Origin of the sequence: Nocardioides sp. (genome assembly GCF_030150155.1) — a bacterium.
GTDB lineage: Bacteria > Actinomycetota > Actinomycetes > Propionibacteriales > Nocardioidaceae > Nocardioides.
In genome coordinates this window covers 159,538-170,375 of sequence record NZ_JASLGR010000006.1, presented here as the reverse complement: position 1 = coordinate 170,375, position 10,838 = coordinate 159,538, and the positions used below count along the sequence as shown (strand labels likewise).

Genomic DNA, 10,838 nt, shown 5'->3' with positions numbered 1-10,838 from the left:
AGGTTGCCCTCCTGGATCAGGTCGAGGAAGAGCATGCCGCGGCCGGTGTAGCGCTTGGCCAGGGAGACCACGAGTCGCAGGTTGGCCTCGAGGAGGTGGTTCTTGGCGCGGCGGCCGTCCTCGGCGATCCACTCCAGCTCCTCCTCGAGCTGGGGCTTGATCTTGCCGCCCTTTGCGAGCTTCTCCTCGGCGAAGAGACCGGCCTCGATGCGCGTGGCGAGCTCGACCTCGAGCTCGGCGTTGAGCAGCGCGACCTTGCCGATCTGCTTGAGGTAGTCCTTGACCGGGTCGGCGGTCGCACCGGCGACCATGACCTGCTGCTCGGGCTCGTCGGTGTCATCGCTGTTGGAGACGACGAAGGAAGCCTGCTTCTCGTCCTCGGCGATGGACGGGTCGGACGCGACGTCCTTCTCGAACTGCTCGTCGGAGATGTCAGGCAGGATCTTCTTGCCGTCGGGGCCGATCTTGACCTCGGTGACGGTCTCCTCGACCTCCACCTCGACCTCGTCGAGCACGATCTCCTCGCCCTCGTCCTCGTCGACCGGCGGCTTGGCGGCAGCCTTCTTCGCGGCAGCGGGCTTGGCGGCGGCCTTGGTCGCCACCGGCTTGCTCGCGGCCGGCTTGGCAGCGGCCTTCTTGGCCGACGCGGTCGTCGTCTTCTTCGCCGGGGACGCGGCGGCGGCAGCCCGCGAGCTGACCTGGCCGAGGTCGACGGAGATGCCGAGCTCGGACAGATGACTCATCAGGCCCTTGAGATGGCGCGGCTCAACGGCCGCCGCCTCACTTGCCTGTCGCACATCCTCCGGCGTGACCCGACCGGTCGGACGACTCCGATCGATGAGTGACACGACGGCGGGGTGGGACAACACCTCTGCAGGGAGCTTGCGTGCGTTCGAGGACACGAACACCTCTCGTGAAACTGGCTTCGGGGCGCGGCGAGGCCCGGTGACGTCAAGAACCGCGTTGATCATTGTGCCACGGGACTCATGACTTTTCGCGCAGGGCCGCCTTCTTGGCCTTCTTGAAGTCGCGAACCTTCTGCAGCGACTCCCCGTCGACCACGTCGGCGACCGAGCGGAACCCCTCCAGGGCGTAGTCGCCGACGGCCTTCTCCCAGCCCTCGGGCCGCACTCCGGCCTGCTTGGCGAGCAGGGCCACGAAGATCTGCGCCTTCTGCTTGCCGAACCCCGGCAGAGCCATCACGCGCTTGAGCAGCTCGGCGCCGGTGGTCGCCTCGCTCCACAGTCGCGTCACGTCGCCGTCGTACGTCGTCTCGATCATGCCGGCGAGCTCCTGGAGCCTCGAGGCCATCGAGCCGCCGTACCGGTGGATGGCCGGAGGCTGACGGCACAGCTCGGAGAACCGCTCCGGGTCGGCCGCGGCGATCTTGCCCGGCTCCAGCGTGCCGAAGCGCTCGAGCACCTTGGCCGGGCCGGCGAAGGCACGCTCCATCGGGAACTGCTGGTCGAGCATCATGCCCACCAGGAGTGCGAACGGGTCGTCGGTCAGGACCTGATCGGCGGCGGGGTCCTGGGCGATCTGGAAAGCCATGCCGACCATCATCGCGCACCTGTGGACAGAGCGCCGCACGAGCGAGCGAGGTGAGGCACGCTGGGCACGTGATCGATCCGGGAACGCACGGCCTGACCGAGCCGGTCTCGCGCCCACTGCAGCGGCTGCTGCGGGTGGCCGTGGCGACCCACATCGCCGGCCTGCGCGGTCGGCGGCGGACCGCACCCCGACTCTGGGTCGGACTGCCCCGCGGACCGCTGCTGAGCCGCACCGCCGACACCGATCAGACCGACCACACCCTGCGGACCGAGATCGTGGCCCAGATGGCAGGACGGATCGCACCGGCGACCCAGCCGTGGACCCCACTGGTCTGGCTCACCCGCCCCGGCGAGGTCGACCCGGTCGAGGACCTGGAGCTGGCCTGGCTGGCAGCGGCCGGAGCCGCCTACGCCGAGCTCGACCTGCGGCTCGTCTTCGTCACCGTCGGGCGGCACGGATGGCGCGATCCGCGCACCGGCACCGCCCGGCAGTGGGACCGGATTCGTCGACGCTGAGCGGCTCACCATCCGATCCCCTGTCCTGCCACCGGCGCCGACTCGGCCTCGGCGTCCGGGGCGCCCTCGACGTCCAGGTCCAGGTCGAAGCCCTCGTCCATGTCCGGCCAGCGTTCCAGCGGCGGCACCCCGCCGACGAGCAGGCCCGCGATCAGGACCAGTACGTCGTTGTCGGCCCCGACCGCACGCGCCCGGTCGACCGCGCACCAGGCCAGCGCCCCGTTGCCGGCGAGCCAGCTGACCGCCGCCAGCACGGTGGCAGCATCGCCCACCGTGGCCCCGGGCGCCCGCCGGACCAGGTCGATCCAGAGCTCGACGTGCCGCTCGGCACCTGCGTGGGTGAGGCCCCACCACACCCCGGCCCGCACCTGCGGCGCACCGATCGAGAGCAGCAGCGTGGCAGCCTCGGCGTCCGAGGGCCTCGTGCGCCCGCCGATGTGGGCCTCGACCAGATCGCGCGTCTGGGCCAGCGGCCACGGCTCGGCCTGCCCCATCGCCACGGAGACCGCTCCGACCAGTGCGGCGTCCCCGACCAGGCGCCGCGCCAGCGCCTCACGGCTCTCAGCGGTGACCCGACCCTCCAGCACGGCCTCGGCGGTGAACCGGTGGCCCGCCGGGTCGAACGTGGTGCCGCGCTCCCCCGCCGACGGGACCCGCCAGGCCCTGAACCACCGGTCGCCCTCGACCCTGATCCCGTCGAGCACCACGATGCCGTCGGCACGACACTCACGGCTCAGGTGGCGATGCACCTCGACCACCGCTGCCGCCTCGGCGCTGTAGTAGACGAACACCACGGAGTCGGGGCGCTCCCGGCGTGCCGGGGCGAGCAGCGCCGCGCCGAGATCGGTCAGCACCTCGGGGAGGAGGTCGGGTGGCGGGAGGTCGATCCGAGCGTGGAAGGGGTGCGCGCCGCCGAAGGTGACCATCACCGCCGAGTCATGGGGATGGAAGCCGAGCAGGACGGGAACGGCCGCGAGCAGATCGTCGGTCGTGGAGAGGTTCATCGTCATCATGGCGTCCACCCTGGGCGGAACAGCCGACCCACGGCGGCCACCGCCGACGGACCGGTGGAGAACCAGCCGGCAACGGCGATCCGGGACAGACAGTGGTCCGTCGTGTGACGCGTGGGACGACGACGCACCCGGCGCACCCGCCGAAGCAGCGTTCGAACGGAGATTCGACTAGATTCGTCCCGTGCGCCCGCACGCCAGTGTCCTCCACCTCGATCTCGACGCGTTCTTCGCCGCCGTCGAGCAACGCGACAAGCCTTCGTTGCGGGGCAAGGCCGTCGTCGTCGGTGGGACCGGTGGCCGCGGCGTGGTCGCCACCGCGAGCTACGAGGCCCGGGCCTATGGCGTCCGGTCGGCGATGTCGACCCGCGAGGCCCGCAGCAGGTGCCCGCACGCCGCCTTCCTCGGTCCGCGGTTCGAGGCCTACCGCAGCGTCAGCGAACGCGTGATGGAGCTGCTCCGTTCGGTCTCCCCCTTGGTCGAGCCGCTCTCCCTGGATGAGGCGTTCGTGGACCTGGCCGCCGCCCACGAGCCGATCGACCTCAGCCCGACCGGGGTACGCGCCTTCGCCGAGGACCTGCGCCACCGACTGACCGAGGCCACCGACGGGCTGACCGCCAGCGTCGGGGTGAGCACGTCGAAGTTCATGGCGAAGATCGCCAGCGACCTGAACAAGCCCGACGGCCTGGTCGTGGTCGACCCCGGCACCGAGCTGGAGCTGCTCCGCCCGATGAACGTCAAGGTGATCCCCGGCGTCGGCCCGCAGACCGCCGAACGTCTGCGCCGCGCCGGCATCCACACCGTCGCCGACCTGGAGACCGTCGAGCTCGACGAGCTGGTCAGCCTGATCGGCAAGGCCCACGGCACCGGCCTGTTCCACCTCGCCCGGGCCCAGGACGACCGACCGATCGTGGCCGAACGGGAGACCAAGTCGGTGAGCGTGGAGTCGACGTACGACTCCGACCTCACCGACCGGGTGCTGATCGACTCGCTGGTGGCGCGCCAGGCCCGCCAGGTCGGCGAACGGCTCCGGGCGCACGGCCTGTCCGGACGCACGATCACGCTCAAGGTGCGCCTCCACGACTTCACCACCCTGAGCCGGTCCACGACGCTGGCCGGGCCGACCGACACCGACGCGGTGATCGCGAAGATGGCCCGCACCCTGCTGGTCGAGCTGACCGAGTCGGGTCAGACCGCAGGCGGCATCCGCCTTCTCGGGGTCGGGGTCAGTGGCCTGGCCGACTGGATCCAGGAGGACCTCTTCGAGGAGCTGTTCGGCTCCCAGGATCCCGCCACGACCGACGACGGTGACGCCGAGAACGCCCCGGTCCCGGCACCGGAGACGGTGATGCGCCGACGTCAGGGCTGGTGGCCGGGGATGGACGTCGTGCACGCCGAGCACGGCCGCGGCTGGGTGTGGGGCTCAGGGCGCGGCGTGGTCACCGTGAGGTTCGAGACCGCCGAGACCCCAGCGGGCCCGGTGCGCTCCTTCGCCGTCGACGACCCGGCGCTCAGCCGTTTCGAAATCGCAGCCGATCCCCCGGCCTGACCTGAGCGCACTGCCACAGGTCATCGGGGTCGACCACCCCGATCACCGGGTAGCCCCCGGTCGGCGGATGGTCGGCCAGGAAGACGATCGGCTGCCCCTGCGGCGGGATCTGGACGGCGCCGAGGACCATCGGCTCGCTGGCCAGCTCCCGTCCCCGGTACGTCGTCTCGCGCTCGATCATCGGTCCGGCCAGCCGCATCCCGATCCGGTCGGAGTCGGGGCGGACCGTCCACTCGGCCTCGACCAGCAGCCGGCGCGCGGCCGTGGTGAACCACTCCGCACGCGGGCCGGCCTGGAGCCGCAGCCCCTCGCCCCGCGGACGACGGACCGTCGGCAGGTCGTACGCCGTCCCCGCGGGCGCCCCGAGCGGCACCAGGTCCCCGGCGCGGAGCCGGTCGGGCCCGACCCCGGCGAGCAGATCGGTAGCCCGCGAGCCCAGCACAGGCTCCACCGCGATCCCGCCCGCGACCGCGAGGTAGCTGCGCACCCCGGTCGTCGGCGCCCCGATCCGGAGCTCGGCACCGGTGGGCCACCAGAACGGCGCCCCGACCGGCATCGTGCGCCCTGCCAGGGTGAGTGGTGCCGGGGCCCCGGTGAGGGCCGCCCAGCGGCCACCCCCAGCGGCCCCGTCGAGCCCGTCCACCCCGTCCAGCCGGGCAGCGAAGCCGCCCAGGGTCACCTCGATCACCGCATCGTCGACGCCGTTGCCGACCACCCGGTTCGCCAGCGCGGCGGCCGGGGCGTCGAGGGCACCGGCTCGCGGAACCCCCAGGTGCGCCCAGCCGATCCGACCCCGGTCCTGCACCGTGGCCAGAGCGCCGACGGCGAGCAGGGTGAGGCCACTCATACGGCCACCGGTCGCACCGCGACGAACCTCACCCGTGTCCCCGGGGCCAGGGTCGCCGGGCTCGGCGCCTCCAGGTCCCACAGCACCAGGTCGGTCCGGCCCAGCAGCTGCCACCCGCCCGGCGAGGACGTCGGGTAGACCCCACACCACGCTCCGGCCAGGGCGACCGAGCCGACCGGGACCGCGGCACGGGGCTCGGCCCGTCGCGGCACCTCCCAGCCCCCGGGCAGTCCCGCCAGATAGGCGAAGCCCGGCGCGAACCCGCAGAAGAGGGAGGTGAACTCGACCGAGGTGTGGCGGGCGACGACCGCCTCGACCGAGCAGCCCCACAGCCCCGCCACCTCAGCGAGGTCGGCCCCGTCGTAGACGGTCGGCACCTCCACCACCCGCGACGCCGCCGCCGACGTCGCCGAGGACCGCAACACCCCAGCCCCAGCCGCCGAGGCCTCCCACCGCAGCACAGCCTCCTCGATCACCGCCCGCTCGACACCGTCGAAGAGCACCGTCAGCGCTGCCGGCACGATCTCGTCGGCCTGCACCCCTGCCGCCCGCGCCCACAGCGCGAGCGAGGAGGCCTGGGCGGCGTCGTCGACCTCGACCAGGACGGCCCGAGCGCCGCACTGCCGCAGCCTCACCTGAAGCTCCGCAGCGCCCATCCCTCGGCCTCCAGCGCGGCCCGCACCGCCCGGGCGTGCTCGACCGCCCCCGGGGAGTCCCCGTGCAGGCACAGCGACTCCACCCCCGAGGTCGCCAGCCGCACCGCGTTGGCGATGATCTGGGGCTCGGCGCTCACCAGCGCACCGGGCTGGTCGCGTGGACGCAGCTGCTCGCCGTCGTACGCCCGATCAGGGAATCCCTCGGCGATCGTGCGCCGGCCCTCGGCGCGGGCCTGGGTGAGCAGCTCGCCCGGCATGCCCAGCACCGGCAGCCCCGCTGCCCCGGCCAGCACCGCCGCCGCCTGGACGGCGTCGCGGCGGGTGCGGTGGTAGAGCGCCCCGTGCGCCTTGAGGTAGGTCACCTCGATGCCGGCGGCGGTGGCGGCCTCCCGCAGCAGGCCGACCTGGTCGGCGATCTGCTCGGTCAGCACCGCGGCGTCGACGTCGAGCTCGACCCGGCCGAAGTTCTCCCGGTCGGCGTAGGAGACCTGGGCGCCAACGGCCACACCCCCGGCCGCGGCCAGATCGCAGACCGCGCGCATCACCGCCACAGAGCCCGCGTGGTAGCCGCAGGCCACGTTGGCCGAGGTCACCACAGCCATCAGCCCGGCGTCGTCGGTGATCTCCTCACCGAGGTCCGCGTTGAGGTCGACGGTCAGCATGGCGTCGAGGATAGGGGCGTCGGCGATAGGGTCGCATCCATGCCCCAGCTCCAGGCTCCCTCGATCGACGCCCGACCGATCACGACCGAACACCACGGCCGGAAGCGGACCGACGACTACGAGTGGCTGCGGGACAAGGAGAACCCCGAGGTGATCGGCTACCTCGAGGCGAACAACGCCTACACCGAGGAGCGCACCGCCCACCTCGCCGACCTGCGCGCCCGGCTCTTCGACGAGATCAAGCAGCGCACCCTGGAGACCGACCTGTCGCTGCCCGTACGCCGTCGCGGGTACTGGTACTACGGCCGCAGCTTCGCCGGTCGCGAGTACGGCGCCTCCTGCCGGGTCCGGGTCACCGACCCCGACGACTGGACGCCGCCGACGCCCGACACCACCGTCGCCCCCGACCAGCCCGCCCTGGCCGGTGAGGAGGTGCTGCTCGACCTGGACGCCCTGGCCACCGGGCACGACTTCTTCAGCCTCGGCGGCTCGGCGGTCTCCCCCACGACCTCGCTGCTGGCCTGGGCCGTCGACGTCGTCGGCGACGAGCGCTACACCATCCGGGTCAAGGACCTCGCCACCGGCGAGGAGCTGCCCGACGTGATCACCGGCGCGATGGGCGGTGCCACCTGGGACCGCGACGGCGCCTCCTTCTTCTACTCCACCGTCGATGAGTCCTGGCGCCCCGACAAGGTCTGGCGCCACCGCCTGGGCACCGCCCAGGCCGAGGACGAGCTGGTCTTCCACGAGCCCGACGAGCGGTTCTGGAGCGGCCTTGGCCGCACCCGCACCGACCGGTTCCTGATGATCGAGTCCGGCGCCAAGATCACCACCGAGATCCGCTTCCTCGACCTCGACGCCCCCGAGACCGGCTGGCAGGTCTTCGCCGCCCGGGAGGAGGGCGTGGAGTACTCCCTGGAGCACGCCGTGCTGGGCGGGGAGGACGTCTTCCTGGTGCACCACAACGCCACCGGCGCCGACTTCGAGATCGCGGTGGCACCGATCGCGCCGACGCCGCGGGAGCAGTGGCGTCCGCTGATCGCGCACGACCCCGCCGTACGCCTGGAGGGGGTGGACGCCTTCGAGACCCACCTCGTCGTCCACCAGCGCAGCGGCGGCCTCACCCAGCTGCGCATCCTGGACCTCGACAGCGCCGCCCCGAACGGGATCAGCGACGACTACCTGGTGAAGTTCGCCGACGAGCTGTACACGATCGGCGCCGGCGGCAACCCGGACTTCCGCCAGCCCACGGTGCGGCTGGGCTACACCACGATGCGCACCCCGAGCTCGGTCTACGACTACGACGTCGCCACCCGGACCCTGACGCTGCGCAAGCAGCAGCCGGTCCTGGCCCTGGACGGTGTCGAGTACGACCCCGAGGCCTACGAGGAGCACCGGCTCTGGGCCACCGCACCCGATGGCGAGCAGGTGCCGATCTCGATCGTCGTACGTCGTGACGCGCGGGCTGCGGGCCCGGTGCCGGTCCACCTCTACGCCTACGGCTCGTATGAGTACTCCCTCGACCCGAGCTTCTCGATCGCCCGGCTCTCGGTGCTCGAGCGCGGCGGGGCGTTCGCGCTGGCGCACGTGCGCGGCGGCGGCGAGCTCGGCCGTCGCTGGTACGACGACGGCAAGGTGCTGCACAAGCGCAACACGTTCACCGACTTCATCGCCTGCGCCGAGCACCTGGTCGCGACCGGCTGGACGGAGAACGGCCGGATCGTCGCCGAGGGTGGCAGCGCCGGCGGGCTGCTGGTCGGCGCGGTGGCCAACCTCGCCCCCGAGGGGCTGCTGGGCGGGATCGTGGCGGCAGTGCCGTTCGTCGACAACCTCACCACCATGCTGGACGCCTCACTGCCGCTGACGGTGGTGGAGTACGACGAGTGGGGCAACCCCGAGGCCGACGCGGAGGTCTACGACTACCTGGCCTCCTATGCGCCCTACGACAACGTGACCAACCGCGCGTATCCGCCGATCCTGGCCGAGACCAGCCTCAACGACACCCGAGTGCTCTACGTCGAGCCAGCCAAGTGGGTGGCGCGCCTGCGGGCCGTCGCCGAGGCCGACGTACTTCTGCGCACGGAGATGGCGGCGGGGCACGGCGGTGTCTCGGGGCGCTACAAGGGCTGGCACGACCGCGCCTTCAGCCTGGCCTGGATCATCGAGCGGCTCGGTCTGGTGTGAGCACGCCCGGGCCGCGGATCCTGCGGGTCGGGTTCTCCCCGGTCAAGGGCACGGCCCACCTCGACCTGCCCCGGATCGAGGTCGATCCTCACGGCGTCGTGGGTGACCGGCGCTGGTGCTTCGTCGATCCGGTCGAGCGCCGGGTGCTGCGCACCGTGCAGCATCCGGGGCTGGTGGCGCTGCACGCGGTCGAGACCCGGAGCGGGACTGGGACCGGCGCCCGGCCCAGTCTGAGCATCACCGCACCCGACGGCGAGCGTGTGGTCGCGGTGCCGACGCCGACGGGGCGCCACCTGCGGTGTGACTACTGGGGCCGCGAGGTGGACCTGGCGCTGATGGTGGGCCCGCACGCCGCCCTGGTGGGACGGGTGCTGGGCCGCGACGTCGCGCTGGCGGCCGCTCCGCCACGCGGGGTGGTGTACGGCGCCGGCCTCACGCTGCTCACCCGGGCCTCCCTCGACGAGCTCGCCGCCCGCACGGGCACCGCCGTCGACCCGGCCCGCTTCCGCGCCAGTGCGGTGATCGAGACCGACGAGGCCGCCGGTGCCGAGGATGGCTGGGCGGGCCGCGAGCTGCGGCTGGGCACCGCCACCGTCAAGGTCGGCGCCCCGGTCGGGCGCTGCGCCGTGATCGACCTCGATCCACGCACCGGGGAGCGCGCGGGACGGCTGCTGCGGGCCCTGGCCGACTACCGCCCTCGCACCCCTGCCGGTGAGCCCGCGTTCGGGGTCTACGCCGAGGTGGTCACGCCCGGACTCATTCGGGTGACCTGAGATTTCACTTAGATTCACCGAATCCGGAAACCACGGGAACACGCCACACGTCTAACCCTTCGAGAAGCGCGCACGGCTGGGAATCCAGTGCCTCACGAGCGTGTTGACTAGATGCAGGCGAACCCTGCAAGCGAAGGAGGGGTCCCCATGGCTACACTCACCGCCACCCGGGAAATCGAGGGACGCGACAGCGTCGGTCTCTACCTTGACGAAATTTCACGCACCGACCTCTTGGACGCCGCCCAAGAGGTGGAGCTCTCCCAGGCGATCGAGGCGGGTCTGATGGCCCAGCACCTGCTCGCCGAGGGCAAGGTCAACACGAAGGCGCCCGGCCGTGCCACCCGCGAGGAGCTCGAATGGCTCGTCGACGAGGGCGAGCGCGCCATGCGTCAGTTCATCAACGCCAACCTGCGGCTGGTCGTCTCCATCGCCCGCAAGTACGGCCGTGCGCAGATGCCGATGCTCGACCTCATCCAGGAGGGCAACACCGGCCTGATCCGCGCGGTGGAGAAGTTCGACTACACCAAGGGCTACAAGTTCTCCACGTACGCCACCTGGTGGGTGCGCCAGGCGATCACGCGTGGCATCGCCCAGCAGGCCCGCGTCGTACGCCTTCCCGTGCACGTGGTCGAGGAGCTCAACCAGATCGGCGGCGCCCGCCGTGCCCTGGAGCGCAAGCTCGGCCGCGAGCCCGAGGCCGCTGAGATCGCCGCCGAGCTCGGCCTCGACCTCGACCGTGTCCTCGACCTGATGGCGTGGGGCCGTGAGCACGTCAGCCTCGACGCTCCGGTCGACGACGAGGGCGACACCTCGCTGGGTGACCTGATGGCACTGGAGTCCGCACCCGGTCCCGACCTGGAGGTGCTCGACAGCGAGGCCCGTGAACTGCTCGACGAGCTCGTCGACCAGCTCGACCCGCGTGCCGCCGACATCATCAGGGCGCGCTACGGCCTCTCCGACGGCCGCCAGCACAAGCTGGCCGACATCGGCGTCAAGCACGGCATCAGCGCCGAGCGAGTGCGCCAGCTCGAGCGGGAGGCGCTGCAGAAGCTCCGCCGGCTCGGCGACCCGGACCTGGCCGCCTGACCCCT

11 protein-coding genes are annotated in these 10,838 nt (G+C 72.1%); 5 read left to right on the top strand and 6 right to left on the bottom strand.

The window, feature by feature from the left end; genetic code table 11:
* Together Q1V88_RS01565 and Q1V88_RS01560 are read right to left on the bottom strand one after the other, a co-directional pair.
* Nucleotides 1-743 (bottom strand): sigma-70 factor domain-containing protein (locus Q1V88_RS01565; RefSeq protein ID WP_300676972.1); only part of this gene is annotated, 743 nt, incomplete at its 3' end.
* 241 nt (nt 744-984) lie between these two features.
* Nucleotides 985-1,551: an HhH-GPD-type base excision DNA repair protein gene (locus Q1V88_RS01560; RefSeq protein WP_300676970.1), complete on the bottom strand. Its 567-nt coding sequence runs from the start codon at nt 1,549-1,551 to the stop codon at nt 985-987.
* A 68-nt stretch (nt 1,552-1,619) separates the two neighbouring features.
* On the opposite strand from Q1V88_RS01560, the gene Q1V88_RS01555 reads away from it, so the two are divergent.
* Nucleotides 1,620-2,066, top strand: a complete 447-nt coding sequence (locus tag Q1V88_RS01555; protein WP_300676968.1) for a hypothetical protein — start codon at nt 1,620-1,622, stop codon at nt 2,064-2,066.
* A 5-nt stretch (nt 2,067-2,071) separates the two neighbouring features.
* On the opposite strand, the gene Q1V88_RS01550 is transcribed toward Q1V88_RS01555, so the two are convergent.
* On the bottom strand, nt 2,072-3,079 hold the full coding sequence (locus Q1V88_RS01550; RefSeq protein WP_300676965.1) for a DUF4192 domain-containing protein: 1,008 nt from the start codon (nt 3,077-3,079) through the stop codon (nt 2,072-2,074).
* A gap of 181 nt (nt 3,080-3,260) precedes the next feature.
* Here Q1V88_RS01550 and Q1V88_RS01545 point away from each other — a divergent pair, with 181 nt between their 5' ends.
* Nucleotides 3,261-4,625, top strand: a complete 1,365-nt coding sequence (locus Q1V88_RS01545) for a DNA polymerase IV (RefSeq protein ID WP_300676962.1) — start codon at nt 3,261-3,263, stop codon at nt 4,623-4,625.
* Here the strand turns inward: Q1V88_RS01545 and Q1V88_RS01540 are convergent.
* The 3 genes from Q1V88_RS01540 to Q1V88_RS01530 are packed head-to-tail and all read right to left on the bottom strand — an operon-like array spanning nt 4,588 to nt 6,790.
* Nucleotides 4,588-5,472, bottom strand: coding sequence for a biotin-dependent carboxyltransferase family protein (locus tag Q1V88_RS01540; protein WP_300676959.1), 885 nt, complete (start codon nt 5,470-5,472; stop codon nt 4,588-4,590). The two genes, Q1V88_RS01545 and Q1V88_RS01540, sit on opposite strands and share 38 nt — an antisense overlap.
* The gene (locus tag Q1V88_RS01535) at nt 5,469-6,107 is read right to left on the bottom strand and encodes an allophanate hydrolase subunit 1 (RefSeq protein WP_300676957.1); all 639 of its coding nucleotides are present in this window, start codon (nt 6,105-6,107) and stop codon (nt 5,469-5,471) included. The genes Q1V88_RS01540 and Q1V88_RS01535 overlap by 4 nt, the downstream gene beginning before the upstream one ends.
* Nucleotides 6,104-6,790: a LamB/YcsF family protein gene (locus Q1V88_RS01530; RefSeq protein ID WP_300676955.1), complete on the bottom strand. Its 687-nt coding sequence runs from the start codon at nt 6,788-6,790 to the stop codon at nt 6,104-6,106. The genes Q1V88_RS01535 and Q1V88_RS01530 overlap by 4 nt, the downstream gene beginning before the upstream one ends.
* A gap of 39 nt (nt 6,791-6,829) precedes the next feature.
* Here Q1V88_RS01530 and Q1V88_RS01525 point away from each other — a divergent pair, with 39 nt between their 5' ends.
* The 3 genes from Q1V88_RS01525 (at nt 6,830) to Q1V88_RS01515 (ending at nt 10,833) form a co-directional block, all read left to right on the top strand.
* Entirely contained in the window at nt 6,830-8,974 is a 2,145-nt protein-coding gene (locus Q1V88_RS01525) for a S9 family peptidase (protein WP_300676954.1), read from the top strand.
* Nucleotides 8,971-9,747 (top strand): MOSC N-terminal beta barrel domain-containing protein, encoded by a 777-nt coding sequence (locus tag Q1V88_RS01520; RefSeq protein WP_300676951.1) that lies wholly within the window; start codon nt 8,971-8,973, stop codon nt 9,745-9,747. Before Q1V88_RS01525 ends, Q1V88_RS01520 begins: the two co-directional genes overlap by 4 nt.
* 147 nt (nt 9,748-9,894) lie before the next feature.
* Nucleotides 9,895-10,833 (top strand): sigma-70 family RNA polymerase sigma factor, encoded by a 939-nt coding sequence (locus tag Q1V88_RS01515; RefSeq protein ID WP_300676948.1) that lies wholly within the window; start codon nt 9,895-9,897, stop codon nt 10,831-10,833.
* The last annotated feature ends 5 nt before the right edge of the window (nt 10,834-10,838 follow it).

Bases quoted from the DNA above. Each gene is read 5' to 3' on its own strand.
- Q1V88_RS01560 (WP_300676970.1), bottom strand. From the start codon at position 1,551: ATGGCTTTCCAGATCGCCCAGGACCCCGCCGCCGATCAGGTCCTGACC.
- Q1V88_RS01550 (WP_300676965.1), bottom strand. From the start codon at position 3,079: ATGATGACGATGAACCTCTCCACGACCGACGATCTGCTCGCGGCCGTT.
- Q1V88_RS01540 (WP_300676959.1), bottom strand. From the start codon at position 5,472: ATGAGTGGCCTCACCCTGCTCGCCGTCGGCGCTCTGGCCACGGTGCAG.
- Q1V88_RS01530 (WP_300676955.1), bottom strand. From the start codon at position 6,790: ATGCTGACCGTCGACCTCAACGCGGACCTCGGTGAGGAGATCACCGAC.
- Q1V88_RS01525 (WP_300676954.1), top strand. From the start codon at position 6,830: ATGCCCCAGCTCCAGGCTCCCTCGATCGACGCCCGACCGATCACGACC.
- Q1V88_RS01515 (WP_300676948.1), top strand. From the start codon at position 9,895: ATGGCTACACTCACCGCCACCCGGGAAATCGAGGGACGCGACAGCGTC.